The following is a 15,576-nucleotide window of genomic DNA, read 5'->3' as shown; positions in this document are numbered from 1 at the left end:
ACGCCGCAAGCGGCGCCTCTGCTTAGGGCGTTATCTGTACGAGAGAGTCATGCGAAGAAAGCAATTTCTTATGGAATTCCTAGGCGCTCTAGGTGCCAAAGAAATTCAATGGCAGAAGGAAGCAGATACAAGCATCTCCGGAGTGGTTATTTACGAAATTAATGACCCAGAAGAGGTTCAAGAATTTATCTGGCACGTACAAGAGTCAGAAGCGCCATCTGAAGATATCAGAAAGCTAGCTGAGCTTCTGAATGAGAAGAGTCTTTTGAATATTGATCAAATTAACGTTGCTAGGCACGAGCTAAGAAACCTTTATAGTAAAAAGCAGGGGCGTATTGTCCCAGAGAATGAATTCATAGCTATATTGGAAACACTGAAGTCAATAGAAGTTCCAATGGTAGATGAAGGAAAGGAAACGGATGTCTATTTCATCCACGAGTAACACAGCTAACAAGTCAAAGCACGCGGACATGGTAAAGCTGTCATCTTTTTTGTTCCAAAAAAGCCGCCAACTTCACCATGCCGGTGTTTGAGGCGTTATGAGTAGCTATGGATTTTGATATCAATTACGGCTTTGATTTTAGAGATATGAGCAATGAAGATATCATTGAAATCTTTGATGACTTTGAGAATATCGACTCTATCGATGATAGTGGCGATAAGTTATTACTTTGGGCGTGCAAGGGATTTAATAAGCAATTAGTAATGTATGCGCTAAACCGTGGAGCAGACACCAACTATTTAAATGAGTGTGGAGAAACACCTGTTCAGGAAATCGTTAATGTCTCAGAACATAAAGAAGAGTTAGCGCTTTCTATCTTGCAACTACTAATTAGTGCTGGCGCTAATCTAGAACTAAGAGCATATATGGAAAAAACAGCATTCTTGAAGGCTTGTAGTCGCAACTCTACAAAAGTCATTGAGCTATTAGTAAAAAATGGTGCAGATGTTAAAGCTACTGTTGAGGAGCATGGAAAATTATTGGATGGAAACTTTTATGCGGGTATCTTTGGTGAAACTTCCGAAATTAAAAGGTACATTAAACGACTTGTCAACTCATAACAAGTACATGTTGTATCGCCCTATAGTGCCGTTGCTTCGCAACGCCGGGCTAGGACTCAAACTCGCTAGCGCTCGTTTTCGCCACAAATGTAAACGTTAAATTTTTATTGAGAGTATGATGAAATCAAAAGAGCTTTATGGGATTGGGATAAGACTAGTTGGTATTTATTTGCTGGTTGCGGCGATTACGACTGGAATAAAACATGGTCAAATGGGCTATGTTTATGCAAGTAATGGTTATCCTGATCTGCAGTCGTACGTTACTTTCGCTACAATCGAAGTCATGTTTATTCTGGTGTTCTCGGTGCTTTTTATTAAATTTCCGCTATCTATAGCAAAACTGATTAGCCCGCGTGGCGTCGAAAGCGTGATTGAATTCTCTGGTAATGCAAAGTCCTTAATCGATATATTTACATGCTTACTGGGTATTTACATTTTGAGCTGGGCAATACCGGACGTTTTCGATAATGTAATTTACATACTTTTCAATAGCGATACTGAGTTTCTAGCCCAAAGCATTAAAGATACTTATGTGAGTTTATATGTAACGTTAGTGGAAATCGCGATTGGGGTATATTTGTGTTTCTGGGGTGAGGGGCTTGGTAAGCTCATTTATAGAGTGCGTTCATTTCGTGCATAAATTTAACAAGTTACTCCAGCTGACGTTTTGGTCTACGCTCCGCTTAGTGCATTCGCTACGCTCATTTTTGCACAAAGCTCCACTGCAACCAAAACGCAGCTGAGTAAGGCGTTATGCTTCTAGTTGAGGCTCAATAAATAAAAGCACAACAATAGACTAGAGTAAACTTATATGTAGCCTTTTTAGATGGGCGGTGTACATATATGCGCAATAGTAAAAACAATATTTGACAAAGAGTATATAGAAAAAGTACTAAGAGAGGTTTTGAAGTGGTAAGAATTTTAAAAACTACGCTAATAATATTTGCGTTGGCACTCCTTGGGTGTGCTACTGGACCAAAATTTAAACCAGCTCCTGCTGCCCCAGAGGGATATGCTACGATTTATTTTTTAAACTTCAGCTTTGATGGTTTAGCCTATCCGCCTAGATTATTTTGCGCTAATTCAGAAAAGGTTGCGAGTCTGCGTTTTGGTGGCTATACCTCGATAACAGCTAAGCCTGGTGAGTATATATTTAACCTGGGAGGAATATTAAATGGCTGCCTGGAGGACTATATTAATGCTAAGAGTGAATACAAAATAAGTGGTGATGTCAAATCAGGCGGCATTTATATAGTACAGTTTTACTCTGTCGATTCAGGTAATTACATAACATATAACATGCAATTTGGAAAATTCGAGGAAAAAAGCACTCCCAAAGAAAGACTCCAAAATAGCCGATACAACCAACCGTTAAGAGATAATATTTAGGGGAGAATGATAATATCGTACAGGTCAAAAAATGTATTGCTGTGTACGTTTCTGAAAATATGAATTCGGCTCGCATAACAAGTTTGTCCAGTTGACGTTTTGGTCTACGCTCCGTTTAGGGGTGGCGACGCCACTTTACCCCAAAACTCCACTACAACCAAAACGCAACTGACAAAAGCGTTATGCATCACCAGAGCGTATCAATTATCTCACTTGAGATAAGGTTTTGATCTGCGGTTATGAGCTGAGCGTTTTGAATTATTGATGTGGCGGAAATAATTCTATCGGCGGGGTCCTTGTTTATTTCTGGTCCGAGACTTACAGACAGTTCTGCAATTTCCGGAGAAATTTGAATGACTGAAATATTTCTCGTTTGCAGGTACAAATTTACAAAGTTGGAGGCGGTAGTGTCTATTTTAATCCGCTCTTTGTGTACGAGCATTGCTATTTCCCAGATAGTAATGTCGGAAATAATAAGCGCATTAAACTCGTCCGCTTTGTTTATGGCACTTAAAGCTCTATCTGTAAGTTGTTGGCGGTCAAGGGCATCCCATATAACAGCGCAGGTATCGAGAAGAATCATATATTCGCGTCCCACTCTGAGTCTATTGGTGCAACAACGTCAGTAATCTTGGCGCTTTTAGCCAGTAGCTCTAATTGCTGTTGGGCCAGTTGCTTTTGGTTTATAGGGGGCGCTATGGTGGCAATTAGCTTACCGTTGGTGGTAACGCTTATTTGCTCGCCGCCGTTGGCCTTCTCTAAGTATTTCAATAGGTTAGCTCTAAAATCGCTAATATTTACAGTTTGCATAGCCGTACCGCTCGTTAGTTGTACAATTAAGCTGTACAATATAGCGTAAAATGCATAACAAAGCCATAAACCCTGACGCCCAATGCTACGCTGGTATTTGGGCATGGCCTAAGGCCATTTTTGCCCAAAAACCAGTTCCACATTGGCGGCAGGTTATAGCAACGTTAGAGCTACACATGAAAATTTGGCCAGCTATTAAAATCATCTTGATTATCGTCGCCTCGGTTGGAGCGATGTTTGATACATCGTACTCCGAGGTTGGGGATGAGATTGGGTGGGACCCGGTCATTGTCGGGCTGTTGTTTTTCCCATGCATAGTTGTTGCTGGATTGCTTATATTAAAAGTTATCCTTAGGAAGAAGTTGGAAATCCAGCTTTCAAGCTGGGAATCAAACCCGCTGGACTTCTCACACCCAGAGCACTTCTTTCAGTTTGCGGCGGTAGTTTTGGTGGTGAGTGGCATTTGTGGTTTGATAGCTGCGTACTTTCGTTCGGGAGGGTTGACCCCAGTACTTCTCTCCCCGGTGGCAATGGGTGTTGGGGTTTTACTTGGAATATGGATATTGAAGGTTGCTTATGTTGCGCAACAATAAAGCTCTAACAAAAACAGGCAAGGCGACGCCAAAAAGCGGCGCGCTTGCTGTTGGCGTTAGTAGTCAAGGAGAGTTCCGTGTTCAACAAAACAGTCCAGCTCATAGACAGCTCCAAAGTTGTTATTAGCATCAATGATGAGGGTGAAGAAATCCTTGCTGTGACTGATGATGGGAAGAAAGGAACTATTACATTAAATTTTGATAGTGAGAGTGACTATTTTCATCTGACTGATCTATCCTTTGAAAATATAAAACATCGAGGAATTGGCAAGGAAAGTATCAAGTTTCATAAAGAGTGTTTTGATTTACCTATTATTGCCACGCCAAATGATGGGCAAAAAGAGATGATGGAAGTCATCTTGTAGGAGATGGCTTACCCTTTGTTATGTCCATGCAAAAAGCAGGATTAATTGAAGACTTCTAAGAAGAAAGGTGGAGTTCTGATGAAGACTACTAACAAAAGTGTCAAATTCGTTCCGGCACTACGTGCCTCCACCGGACAAAAGCTGCTTCGCACCTTTTGCCGTTTACACTGGCGTTATGTGCCTGCGAGAATATGCAAATGAGTATAGTAGTTTTAAGAGAGAAAGAGTTTCTACTTGGGCTGCTAGAATGTCTGACGGCTGAGTATGGCCAAGAAGAAATATTTATTTTTGAGCATAGATTTAGTTCAATTTATGTTGGCTTGTTAGAATATTTTCCTTCGCTAAAAAAGTGCGATAACGGAATCGTAAAAAAGCATATTTATGAATGGTTTCGTGAAGCTGAAGTTAGAGGGTTGGTGGAAAATATTTCAAATGAATATTATGCGATCAGTCCCTTTGGCCTGAAAGAGGCACGATATAGAAAAACACCATTGAAATCGTTTTTGCTTTTAAATTGGAAATATCTACTGCCGGTATTGCTGTCATTCGTGGGTGCTGTTGTAGCAATTATAAGGCTAACAAAATGCTAAAAGCACATAACAAAAAGCTCCACCTGACAAATATTGCTACGCTTGTTTTTGTGTATGTCGCGTAGCTCCATTTTACACAAAAACGCTCTCCGCAATATTTTCAGGTGAGCTTGGCGTTAAGTGTCTCTTATGAATGTTATTTTGGGCGCATTGAGCTTGCTGTGGTATGCAGTCTTCTTCCCAGTATTATTCGAGTATCTTTTTATAAATGTAAGTCTGGAGCCAGTTATTGGCCCATGTCGAACGCATTTTGACGTTGATACTTGTAGGCCCTTAGCGCGCCTATTACTTTGGTTTATGGAATTGCCACTAAACATCGTGATTTTTGGTGTTTTTCATTTTTTGTAGTTCTAATAGAGAATAAATTTAATAAGCTAAAGCTCAATTATTTAGAAATAATAGGTGGTGTTGTTATTGGGTATACAATAGTGGGGCTGGCTGGTCATGAGGATGTGGCTCATTTTTCGTACTATATTGTTTCTGTAGCTACGTACATATTGTTAGTAACTATTGGCGTCAGAGTATTCCGCCACTTAACAAGGCCAGCAATATGACAATTGCTCCAACGCTTCGTGTTTCCACAATTGCATATTCTGGCAACGTTATAAGCGCTCGTAGTTAGTCGTAAGGTTTTTACGTGTTTCAATTGAGCACTGAGTTTTCTGTGAGTTTTGTGGAGTCACTTTTAGGCTAAAATGCCGCCTGTCGGCCGCCATAATTTGAGGTTAAGAGTGTTCGTTCTCGGTGCGAGTTATACCAGCCAAACTAAATCGTTAAAGAACAACAATATAGTTTGGCTTAGTAAATCAGTTTGTTGTTGGCTGTTTGACTCCCTGAGTTATCAAATGAAGTGCAACGAAATTGACTAACGTACATAGACTGCCTCCGGTGTTTCCATATTTAAACACTTTCTTGTTCGCCGGTTAAGTTTCATTGCAATTTTGTCACAATCTTTTTGAGTGATATTTTTCATTGATTCACCTTTAGGTAAATATTGTCGTATAAGTCCATTTGTGTTTTCGTTTAAACCTCTCTCCCATGAGTGATATGGGTTGGCAAAATAGAATGTTGCGTTAGTCGCTTCTTCTATCTTTTTGTATTGATGGAATTCAGTTCCGTTGTCGGAGGTGATCGACCTTACCTGTTTAACCTCTTTTGCAATCAATTGAATTACCTTGCGGTTTAATTCATCCGTAGTGCGGTTTTTGATTTTACCAATAATGGTGTATTTACTCTTTCGATCGACCAGCGTGACGATTGAGTGCTGGTCCCTAGATCCATGAACAGTGTCGATCTCAAAGTGGCCTATACGAGACTTGTTTTCTGCACCTATTGGTCGCTCAGAAATATGGGCCTTATTAGCCAAAACGCCTCTAGAATCAGGGCTTCTATACTTTTTACGACGTTGTTTTTGAGACTGACGCAAGTGTTTATGGAGATCGCCCAGGTAAAAAATATCGTACCAAATATAGCGATAGATAGTTGAGTGGCTAATGGATCGAATATTGCATTTCTTGAGCCATAGAGATGCTTGTTCCGGGCTCCAGTCTAGACGTATTAGCGCAATAACCATTTGAAGCTCGATATCGGTGAAGTACCATTTTCGACGGGACTCTCGCCGGATGCGAGAAGTACGCTTTACAGCACGGGCGGCACAATACTTTCCATCTGGCCGACGATTTCTTTTTAACTCACGGGAAATGCTTGAAGGGCTTCTATTTAGGGCGCGAGCAATGAATGCTTGTGATTTTCGTTGCTTTAGATAGGCAGCTATAGTATATCTTTCATCGGTGGTGAGCTGGTGGTATGTCATGATATTCCTCTTCTTGCTGGTCGAGAAAAACCATGAGTATCCCAGTTCACCCTATATAAAGGAAGAAGCTGGCGTGTTGCACTTACTTTGCGAATTCGGCGTTAAATCCTAAGGCATGGGTTGCATGTGTGGCAGGAGTTTCCTTGTTTTCAGACCCGAGTAATAATCAGGTATTTCTAACGTTTTCATTGGTATATTTTCTAGTATGTTATTTTTCACTTTTTTTTTGGTCTGTATCGGGTGATAAAGTAACGATGCTTCTTAATAGTGAGTTCAAGTTGAAGTTATTCAATCAGTTAATGGGTGGGTTACTAATTGTTACCGCTAGATTTTTACTTTACTCCCAATTTAATTAGAGTCGGTTAGTATGGGAAATTATCTATACAAGGCTATCAAGTCGACGCACCACCGAAGCTACGCGCTTTTTTGTGTATTTGTTTCGAAAATTTTTACACAAAAATCCACGCCACTTCGGTGGAACCTTGTAGTGGCGTTAAGTTTTAGGCTCCAGTAAATAAAGAGGTGCGATCTATGCTTCTTGATGGTCTGTTATTACTGAGGCCTCAGCCCATAGCTCTAATTCTTTCATACGATTATTTAGGGTATCTCGAGTCATCGCTAGTGCATCGGTACCTACGACAAGACGGAGTGGCACTGAACCTGTTCCTGCAGTATCTACAATGAGTTGGGCCAGCCTTTTCGGATCTCCTGGTTGTGTATGACTATATTGATCGTATTGTGATTTTTGAGCATTAGCGACGTTCACATAGTCTTGTAACTCGATTTGTCCGTAACTTACAGAAGATTCATCTAAAAAGTCTGTTCGAAAAAAACCGGGCTCAACAATAGTGACATTGATACCAAAGCGAGCCACTTCCAGCGCTAGGCTTTCTGAGAATCCTTCGACAGAAAATTTTGCTGCGCAATAGATAGAAGCTCCATCAAAGCCAAGTGCTCCACCAATCGATGATAAATTTAGAATGTGCCCACATTGCTGCCTGCGCATAACTGGCAATACAGCGCGGGTCACGTGCATTAGACCAAAAACATTAGTACAAAATTGTTTTTCAATTGCCGACTGGTCAACTGTTTCAAAGTGACCCAGCTGACCGAAACCAGCATTATTAACCAAGATATCAATACCACCAAACCGTTCTATTGATCGAGTGACCGCTTCTTTCGCTTGAGCTTGGTTGTTTACGTTCAGCTCAATACATTCGAGCTGCGTCTCTTTGTCTACACTGAATTTCTCCCGAAGCCTTGTTGCGTTTCGTGCGGTGGCCACGACATTGTCACCAGATGCGAGAGCCGCTTGGGTAATTTCGAGCCCGATACCACGAGATGTACCTGTGATGAACCATGTTTTTTTCATACATTGAACCTCTGTATTCATTTGTGTGTAGAGGTAGTTATTGTAGGTTCAAGGAGAAAGTAGCCAGTATGATTCTTTCCTTTGATTCTTATATGATCCTCTATATTTTATTCATACTTCAAAATCTAACAATGCTGGGCGGGAATGCTTATATATGCGCAAAATATGTGACTTAACTAAGCTATTACTTGACTTTTCGAGTGATGACGGTGTTTTTCAAACACTAATTCCGCGGGTCTACATTATAAGATCCTCTATACCTACCGTATCTGAACTGGTACTTTACGAGCCTGCGATATGTGTGGTTGCACAGGGTGTGAAAGAAGCTAGAATTGGCGACAAGACCTATCATTACGATTCTTCGCATTACCTATTAGGCTCGATGCGGCTGCCGGTTTTTGGCGCTGTCACAAAAGCAACAAAAAATAGTCCGTATCTTTGCCTTCGGCTGGATCTGGATTCTGCGTTAGTTTCGGAATTAATCGCGCTATGTGCAGAAATGAGGGACAGTGAAGGCAGCTCCTCCGGTTTAAAACTGGGCGCGATGGACGATCAATTAGTGGATACTGTGGTACGTCTGGCAGAAACACTCCAATCTCCACAAAATATTCCTGTTTTGTCTACATTAGTCGAAAAAGAGCTGATTTGGCGCTTACTGCAAAGTCCGCAATCTCATTCTGTTCTTACTCAGATGGTGACGGCAGGCAGCCGATTGCGTCGGATCAGAAAAGCGATGATATGGTTGGAAGACCATTTTACAGAATCAATATCTACCAATGAGCTGGCCGAGATTGCGAATATGGGGCAGTCAACTTTTCATAAGCATTTTAAAATTGTCACTGGAACAAGCCCTATTCGTTTCAGAAGTCATTTACGGTTGATGGCTGCAAGGCGTCTTATGGTGGTGGATGGATTTGAAGCCGCAGAGGCCGGATTCGAAGTGGGTTATAAAGAGCCCTCACAATTTAGTCGCGAGTATTCAAAACAGTTTGGTTTGCCGCCTAAGCATGATTCTGCGCGTCTCAAAAGCGGCGCTCGCTTCTGGTAGGTTATGCCAGAAAACTTAACAAGCGCATCTTGCCGGACTGTTTTTCTGCTATGTGGACCTGCACCCCTATAGCGGATTCGTAATTTACTATCTGTTAAAGCGGTACAGGTTCGGGGTTGCATCGGTTTCGGCGCGAAAATAAGGCTATTGCGTTTTGTTAGTGGTGCTAATTAGTCGAACGGCGTTGGATTACAATACCGTTCGACCATTGTGATTTACCTGCTCTTGCGGTGCTTACAGCTTTTTAAAATTGGTAAGCTGCACGCAGTTGAATATTTCGTGGGGCACCGTAGTAGCTTTGTTCCCAGTACAGACTGGTTAGATATTTTTTGTCGGTTATATTGTTCGCGTGAAGCGAAATATTAACCTGTTCCGACAGGTCGTAGCTTGCGTAGGCCGAAAATAGGGCATAGCTACTTTGTGTAATGTCGCCAGTGTAAATTTCGTTCTGCCAGCGCATGTGGGTGCCGAGCGTCAGCTTTTCTATGGGGCTATAGCGTGCGGATAGCTTTATTGTTTTACGCGGTACGTAGGTGCGAACCTCTTCTCCCTCGGGTGTTTCAAGCTCTAATTGGGTATAGCTGGCAGTGATTTGCAATGCTTGATTAACCTGCCCGCTGGCTTCCAGTTCAAAACCTTGAGAATTGACTTCTACGCCTCGGGAATAAGAGAGCCCTGAGTCGGTATCAAAACCAGCGGATTCTGCGTAGTTTTCCTGCTCCGCTCGGAAGATGGAAATGCTGGTGAGTAATTGTCGCTCGAATAATTCTGCCTTTAATCCGGCTTCGCTACTGGTGCCGACCGCTGGGCCAATATTGCGCAGCTGTTCGTTTAGTTCAGCCTGGGGTTCGTAGATATCGCTGTAACTTGCGTAAAGGTTTACACCTTCCGTTACTTGATAGGTTAAGCCTAGGTAGGGGCTGGTTTCCGATGCATTCCAGTCCATTCTTTCTTCAAAGCTGTAGCCTTCGGAGGTGGCGTCAATAAAATTGGCTCCTGCAATCAGTTTTATGCTGTCGCTCAGGTTCCAGTGGGATGCCGCATACAAACGCTGGGTGTCGATGTCAAAGTCTGAGGCCATTGTTGATGCGCCAAATTCCGGGCGAGATATTTCATCCCCATTCCAGCCGGGAAATGCGGGCAGTGCGCCCCATGCCGGGTGCTCGGCTGGCGCAATATAGTCCAGGTAGCCATTACTGGCTTTACTTAGGTTAATGCCTAGCACCAGTTCATGATTGCGGCCGCCCAAGCCAAAGCTCCCTGATAATGTTGAATCGACCATATCTTGGTCGACGGTGCTGAGGTATTTCCCCGGCCATCCGTAAAGCCCTGTTCCTGTCTCTGCGTCCAAGCCGGGCGAAGCGTTAACGTAAAAGAGTTCAGAGGGTTCTTCGTATTCGTTGTGGGTAATAGTGGTTGTCCATTGCCAGTCACTCAGCTCTAGCTGGAGTTCTACAAACAGGTTGGTGTTATCGGTTTCCCAATAGGTCCAGTTCATTGTGGTCGATTCAGAAACGCCATATTCTGCTTGCTCACCATTGGTGTATTGCAGCGGAAGGGCGCCCCATAGTACACCTTCAGATCGTGCTTTTTGTTTGCTGATGCCGGCGCTAAGAGTGGCATTATTGGCTATTTGACCATCGACAATACCGTAAAACACACGGCGCTGTTTGCTGTTGTTATCCAGATGTGTGTCGGTGGATAGATCTGCTATTACTACCCGGCCTGCCCAGGATCCGGACGTTGTAAACGGTGTAGATATATCGGCTTCCACGCGACGTTGGCTCCATGAGCCGACGCTAACATTGGCTTCGGCCTGAAAATTATTTGTGGGGCGTTTGCGCACATAATTGATTGTACCCGACGGATTTCCGGTTCCGGTGAGCAGGCCATTTGCTCCTCGAACCACTTCTACCTTGTCATAAATTGAGGTATCCAGATCCCCTACGACATTCCAGTTAAATGGCAGTCCGCGGCCATCTACTTGCATGCTCTTAATATCGAAACCGCGTGAGTTGTAATAGGTTCGGTCGGTTTCCACTTCGTCAACATTCACACCTGCGGCGAGTTTAAGCAGCTCGTTTACATCGTTGAGTGCGAAACCATCAATAAAGGCGCTATCGAGAACGCTGACAGATTGCGGTGTGTCGAAGAGAGAAAGGTTTAGGCCGATCGCGCCTTTGCTGATGCGCTCTTCACGGAGACCGATAATATGCATTTCTTCAATATCGAAATTGGCAGATTCTTCCTGCTGCGCAGTCGCCTGTTGGTTGAAGCATAAAGTGATCGCGCAGGCTAAAGCCGCCCTCTTATAAGGCAGTTGAAATGTGTCCATAGGTGCATCCAGATAGAGTTGACGTGAAAAGAAAACAGCGCCAATATAGCACCGAAAACCCCGATGTCAATGATAAGCATTATCATTTGACTTGTATCAAGTTCCCTCTCTTTTTTATTTATGTCTTTTTTTGAGATCGATATGCGCTCGTTTTTAGTTGTATTACACCGCTGGTCTGGCCTGTTTATGGCTGTTTTTCTCTTTGTTTCCGGCTTAACCGGCGCGTTTATTTCGTGGGATCACGAGCTTGACGCTGCACTTAATCCAGAGATGTACCGCTCGTCCTGGTCGGGGGATAGCGCTTCCGCGCTGACGTTGGCAGACCAGCTGGAGGAGGACTCTCCGGAATTGGTCGTGACTTTCTTGCCGCTCACGGTTGAGCAAGATCACGCCTTGAATGTTTTTGTACAGGGGCGCTCGGCGGAAGAGGATCTCGATTACAACCAGCTAGCAATTAACCCTGGTAGTGGGGTGATTCAAGCGAAACGCATGTGGGGCGAGGCGTCTCTTTCTCGGGAAAACTTGCTGCCGTTTTTGTATAAGCTGCACTACTCGATGCATATTCCCGATATGGGCGGAGTGGAAGCCGGTGTGTTATTTATGGGTATTGTCGGTATCGTTTGGGTGATCGATTGCTTTGTGGTGCTGTGGATTTCGTTCCCCGCCAGACGCAGCTGGCGTAAGTCGTTTGCCTTTCGGGTTAAATCCGGGGGCTACAAGCTCAACTTTGATTTACACCGTTCGGGTGGCGTGTGGCTATGGATGTTTATGTTAATACTCGCCGTTACTTCGGTATCAATGAACTTGGGGTTTCAGGTAGTCAGGCCCGCTGTTAATGCGATTTCCCCTCTGACGCCGAGTCCGTTTGAAAGTGCTGTGCCTAAAGAAAAGTCATCGAGGACGATTACTCGCGAAGAGGCGGTTAACTTGGCCATGAGTGAATCGGAAAAACTCGATTTAAAAGCGCCCCTGGGCGGCCTATTTTACTCCCGCGATTTCAATTTATACGGCGTTGGTTTTTTTCAGCCGGGTAATGGTCACGGGGACGGAGGCTTGGGTAATCCCTGGTTATATTTCAGTGCTGAAGACGGTCGATATTTAGGGGCGACTATTCCCGGCCAGGGCAGTGCTGGCGATATATTTATGCAGGCGCAGTTTCCGCTTCACAGTGGCCGTATTTTGGGGGTTACCGGGAGGGTCATCGTCTCTCTCTTGGGGCTTGCTGTCGCCGGCCTGTCCGTAACCGGAGTTGTTATCTGGATTCGTAAACGAACGGCGAGAAGAGGTCGCGCTGTTTACGCGAGGTAGAGGTTTTCAGCGGATGGTTGTTAAGCCATTGGCTATTCCAGCTCAGTATGTTTGGGGGCTTGTTTAAAGGGCGCGTTCGATTAAATACGCGTTGAGCACATAAAAATATTAAGCTGCCCGTTCCTTTCTTGCTCTTCAGTGAAATGATAACAATTATGATTTAGATCATGATTGTGTGTTCGTGATTCCTGTCTAATAAGGTCGAACGGCTCGCATCAATACTCATGCAATCGCCCTTCATGAACAGTCCTTTTTGGCCGGGAGTTTCTCCCGGCATTTTCTTTGCCGAGGTAGCTTGTGCGTAAACTTCTCTTTGTTGCGGCCTTAGCCAGCTGCAGTCAGCCTCTTTTTGCCGATTCAAAAGACGACGCCCTTGTTGAGGAAATGACCGTAACCGGTGTTCGTGAGCGGCTTTATCAAAAGGGCATGTTAAAAGACGTTATTCAAAAAACCGAAGTCATTTCCAGTGTTTCTATCGAGAAAGCAAACGCCACGAATTTGACTGAAGCCATTGGTGAGGCCCCGGGCGTACGGGTGAACAACGAGTGCTCTATGTGCGGTGTAAAGCGGGTGATGTTGAATGGCCTGCGCGGTGAGCACACGACGATTTTGGTGGACGGTATTCCCACTTACACCATGATGTCGGGTTTTTATGGTTTGGATGCCGCAGCCACCGTGGGATTGCAACGTATTGAAGTCGCTCGCGGGGCGGGAGCTTCACTAATTGCACCAGAGGCCATTGGCGGCACGATTAATCTCGTTACGAAGGTGGCACAGGATAATGGTGCCGAACTGAATCTTGTCGGCGGCAACAATGGTTATCGACAAGTATCGGGTGTTGCTACGCTGGTGGCTAACGATGAGTCAACTCGCATTACTGCGCTTGGTCAATACGATAATCGCGATTTGTACGATGGTGATGATAATGGTGTAGGTGAAAGCCCAGATTTAGAAAATCGCTCGCTAACGCTATTTGTCTCACAGGATTTTGGGTATAGCAATAATATTCAGTTGCGTGTTAATAACACCCAATCTGAAATTTTTGGTGGTCCGGCCGGGAAAAATATTGACGACGTTAAAGCTGACTATTTTTCTGACCCCGATTGGCAATCGTCCAGCCTATTTTTATCGGACGATGTCCGCAATCGTTATATTGGCCGCAGTTGGGAGACTGCTGAGTGGATTGAATCGGAACGCAATGAGTTGTACTTAAGCTGGGTGCACGAATTTAATGCCGATTTAAATATTACGCTCAGCGCTTCCCGGAATCAGCATACGCAGGATTCTTTTTACGAAGGCTTTTTTTACAGTGCTGACAACGGCATGACCTATGGTGATGTTCGTGCAAACTTGGCGTTAAATGACGAGCATCTGCTTACCTTTGGTGTTGATACCCGAGTAGAAGAGTTGAAATCTGAAAGTAACAGCGACAGCCCGGATTATATTTCCGACAGTTTCGATTACGACACCCGCGGTTTCTATCTTCAAGACACTTGGACAGTAACGGAAAACTTTGAGATTTCCTCTGCCTTGCGTTTCGATAATGTTGTGGCCGATTTTGTTGATCCACAAAAGCCGGGCAAGGAAATTGATGAGTCTCTGTTATCCCCCAGAATGGATATGCGTTTTACACATAATGACCAGTGGACCTCGCGTTTTTCAGCCGGTCGTGGCTATCGTGCGCCTCTATCATTCTTTGAGAGCGACCACGGTATTCTCGATGGAGAGCTGGGTTTCGATATTCAAATTAGTCAGTTGGAACGTTCGGAAACATTTAGCTATGCGCTTAGCTTTGAAGGTAATAAATTCAGTGCAACCAGTTCTTTAGCTCAAACAGAGTTAGATAATTTGGCTTCGCTTGGGACGAATGCGATGGGTGTTCCGGTACTGAGCCAAATGCAGGAGACGGCAAAGGCGTGGGTTGCAGACGTTGCTCTAAACTATGCCGTTAGTGAACAGATAAATATCGCGGCCACGGCGGAAAATATTCTCTACAACCATCACTTTAAAAATGCCTATGGTGTCGTGCCTGTGGAGAAGCGATTAGTGTTGAGCTTGGATTGGGATATAAATGGCTGGGATATTTTTGCATCGTCCAGTTGGGTGGGCAGTCGTAACCTTTCGCAATATGGAACGCCCGAGCACCCCACCTTTGACCTTGCTGGAAACGATATTAAGCAACAAGTTGCCGATGCGTATTGGACGGTAGATATTCGTGTATCGAAAGAGCTTGGTGATCACTGGCAGTTTGCCATCGGCGCAACCAATTTGTTCGACTATACCCAGGTGGAAGATATGGAAACACCGCTGTTCTACGATGCGGGCAGTTACGATGTGGCTCATATTTACGGGCCGTTGCGTGGGCGTGAAGCATACGCGGGTGTGAAGTATGTTTTCTAGGGGTAAATTGCGCGTGTGCGCGTTTATCGCCTTGCTTGGCTGCGGTTTACATGCCGAGGTATGGGCCTCTGCCTATAACGACCCTTTCATGGATTTGAAAAACAATCAGTCCGCTAGCCTGGAGCAGTACCGCGGAAAAACCCTGTTACTGAGTTTGTTCGAGCCGGATTGTGGCTGGTGCTATCGACAAATGAAAACGCTTAACCGCATTAGCCGCGAGTGTCACAGCCATTTACAGCCTATATCCATTGGCATTAATGGCAGTGCGCAACGTTTGCGGCGGGAGCTACGAAAAGCCAAAGTCAGCTACCCCGCGTTGGCGGCCTCGCAGAAGTGGCTGGCAAAACTGGATGGCGTTGCCGCAACGCCTTGGACGTTGGTCGTGGATACCGAAGGTCAGATAGTTACAACGCTTCGTGGCTATAAGCCCTACGAAGAGCTGCAGAAACTTTTTCCTTCTTTGTGTGCGTAGGTAATAACTTGAGCGGTCT

Annotated in this window: 16 protein-coding genes; 11 read left to right on the top strand and 5 right to left on the bottom strand. The window is 44.4% G+C overall.

The genetic code is table 11. The features are described 5' to 3' along the window. The first annotated feature begins 49 nt into the window (after positions 1–49). The 4 genes from H5715_RS12450 to H5715_RS12435 all read left to right on the top strand — a co-directional run bounded on the left by H5715_RS12450 (position 50) and on the right by H5715_RS12435 (position 2,451). A complete protein-coding gene (locus tag H5715_RS12450; RefSeq protein WP_075188204.1) occupies positions 50–442 on the top strand; it encodes a hypothetical protein in 393 nt (130 codons plus the stop codon). A 107-nt stretch (positions 443–549) separates the two neighbouring features. Continuing rightward, positions 550–1,062: an ankyrin repeat domain-containing protein gene (locus H5715_RS12445; protein ID WP_075188203.1), complete on the top strand. Its 513-nt coding sequence runs from the start codon at positions 550–552 to the stop codon at positions 1,060–1,062. A gap of 118 nt (positions 1,063–1,180) precedes the next feature. After that, positions 1,181–1,702, top strand: coding sequence for a hypothetical protein (locus H5715_RS12440; protein ID WP_075188202.1), 522 nt, complete (start codon positions 1,181–1,183; stop codon positions 1,700–1,702). A gap of 269 nt (positions 1,703–1,971) precedes the next feature. Then, positions 1,972–2,451 carry a hypothetical protein gene (locus H5715_RS12435; protein ID WP_075188201.1) on the top strand — a complete coding sequence of 160 codons (480 nt, stop codon included), beginning with the start codon at positions 1,972–1,974 and terminating at the stop codon, positions 2,449–2,451. 187 nt (positions 2,452–2,638) lie between these two features. Here the strand turns inward: H5715_RS12435 and H5715_RS12430 are convergent, their stop codons facing one another. Together H5715_RS12430 and H5715_RS12425 are read right to left on the bottom strand one after the other, a co-directional pair. After that, positions 2,639–3,034, bottom strand: a complete 396-nt coding sequence (locus H5715_RS12430) for a type II toxin-antitoxin system VapC family toxin (protein ID WP_185906527.1) — start codon at positions 3,032–3,034, stop codon at positions 2,639–2,641. Beyond that, positions 3,031–3,261, bottom strand: a complete 231-nt coding sequence (locus H5715_RS12425) for a type II toxin-antitoxin system Phd/YefM family antitoxin (protein ID WP_075184717.1) — start codon at positions 3,259–3,261, stop codon at positions 3,031–3,033. The genes H5715_RS12430 and H5715_RS12425 overlap by 4 nt, the downstream gene beginning before the upstream one ends. 176 nt (positions 3,262–3,437) lie before the next feature. Between H5715_RS12425 and H5715_RS12420 the strand changes: the two genes are divergently transcribed. The 3 genes from H5715_RS12420 (at position 3,438) to H5715_RS12410 (ending at position 4,809) form a co-directional block, all read left to right on the top strand. Beyond that, the gene (locus H5715_RS12420; protein WP_185906526.1) at positions 3,438–3,854 is read left to right on the top strand and encodes a hypothetical protein; all 417 of its coding nucleotides are present in this window, start codon (positions 3,438–3,440) and stop codon (positions 3,852–3,854) included. A gap of 77 nt (positions 3,855–3,931) precedes the next feature. Continuing rightward, positions 3,932–4,219 (top strand): hypothetical protein, encoded by a 288-nt coding sequence (locus H5715_RS12415; RefSeq protein ID WP_075187536.1) that lies wholly within the window; start codon positions 3,932–3,934, stop codon positions 4,217–4,219. A gap of 197 nt (positions 4,220–4,416) precedes the next feature. Continuing rightward, the gene (locus H5715_RS12410; protein WP_139309906.1) at positions 4,417–4,809 is read left to right on the top strand and encodes a hypothetical protein; all 393 of its coding nucleotides are present in this window, start codon (positions 4,417–4,419) and stop codon (positions 4,807–4,809) included. An 865-nt stretch (positions 4,810–5,674) separates the two neighbouring features. Here the strand turns inward: H5715_RS12410 and H5715_RS12405 are convergent. Together H5715_RS12405 and H5715_RS12400 are read right to left on the bottom strand one after the other, a co-directional pair. Further along, on the bottom strand, positions 5,675–6,622 hold the full coding sequence (locus H5715_RS12405; protein WP_075187331.1) for an IS30 family transposase: 948 nt from the start codon (positions 6,620–6,622) through the stop codon (positions 5,675–5,677). 529 nt (positions 6,623–7,151) lie between these two features. Beyond that, on the bottom strand, positions 7,152–7,994 hold the full coding sequence (locus H5715_RS12400) for an SDR family NAD(P)-dependent oxidoreductase (RefSeq protein WP_075187843.1): 843 nt from the start codon (positions 7,992–7,994) through the stop codon (positions 7,152–7,154). Positions 7,995–8,148: 154 nt separating this feature from the next. Here H5715_RS12400 and H5715_RS12395 point away from each other — a divergent pair, with 154 nt between their 5' ends. Beyond that, complete coding sequence (locus H5715_RS12395) at positions 8,149–9,042, top strand: AraC family transcriptional regulator (RefSeq protein WP_075187842.1); 894 nt, start codon at positions 8,149–8,151, stop codon at positions 9,040–9,042. Positions 9,043–9,286: 244 nt separating this feature from the next. Here the strand turns inward: H5715_RS12395 and H5715_RS12390 are convergent, their stop codons facing one another. Then, positions 9,287–11,377, bottom strand: a complete 2,091-nt coding sequence (locus H5715_RS12390) for a TonB-dependent siderophore receptor (protein ID WP_075187841.1) — start codon at positions 11,375–11,377, stop codon at positions 9,287–9,289. 141 nt (positions 11,378–11,518) lie between these two features. Here H5715_RS12390 and H5715_RS12385 point away from each other — a divergent pair, with 141 nt between their 5' ends. The 3 genes from H5715_RS12385 (at position 11,519) to H5715_RS12375 (ending at position 15,557) form a co-directional block, all read left to right on the top strand. Then, on the top strand, positions 11,519–12,685 hold the full coding sequence (locus H5715_RS12385; protein ID WP_075187840.1) for a PepSY-associated TM helix domain-containing protein: 1,167 nt from the start codon (positions 11,519–11,521) through the stop codon (positions 12,683–12,685). 297 nt (positions 12,686–12,982) lie between these two features. Next, positions 12,983–15,085, top strand: coding sequence for a TonB-dependent receptor plug domain-containing protein (locus H5715_RS12380; RefSeq protein WP_075187839.1), 2,103 nt, complete (start codon positions 12,983–12,985; stop codon positions 15,083–15,085). After that, positions 15,075–15,557, top strand: a complete 483-nt coding sequence (locus tag H5715_RS12375) for a TlpA family protein disulfide reductase (protein ID WP_075187838.1) — start codon at positions 15,075–15,077, stop codon at positions 15,555–15,557. The genes H5715_RS12380 and H5715_RS12375 overlap by 11 nt, the downstream gene beginning before the upstream one ends. The last annotated feature ends 19 nt before the right edge of the window (positions 15,558–15,576 follow it).

Origin of the sequence: Teredinibacter haidensis, assembly GCF_014211975.1 — a bacterium.
In the GTDB taxonomy this organism is placed as follows: domain Bacteria; phylum Pseudomonadota; class Gammaproteobacteria; order Pseudomonadales; family Cellvibrionaceae; genus Teredinibacter; species Teredinibacter haidensis.
The sequence above is the reverse complement of the archived record's forward strand: the minus strand, read 5'-3'. Positions and strand labels throughout refer to the sequence as shown.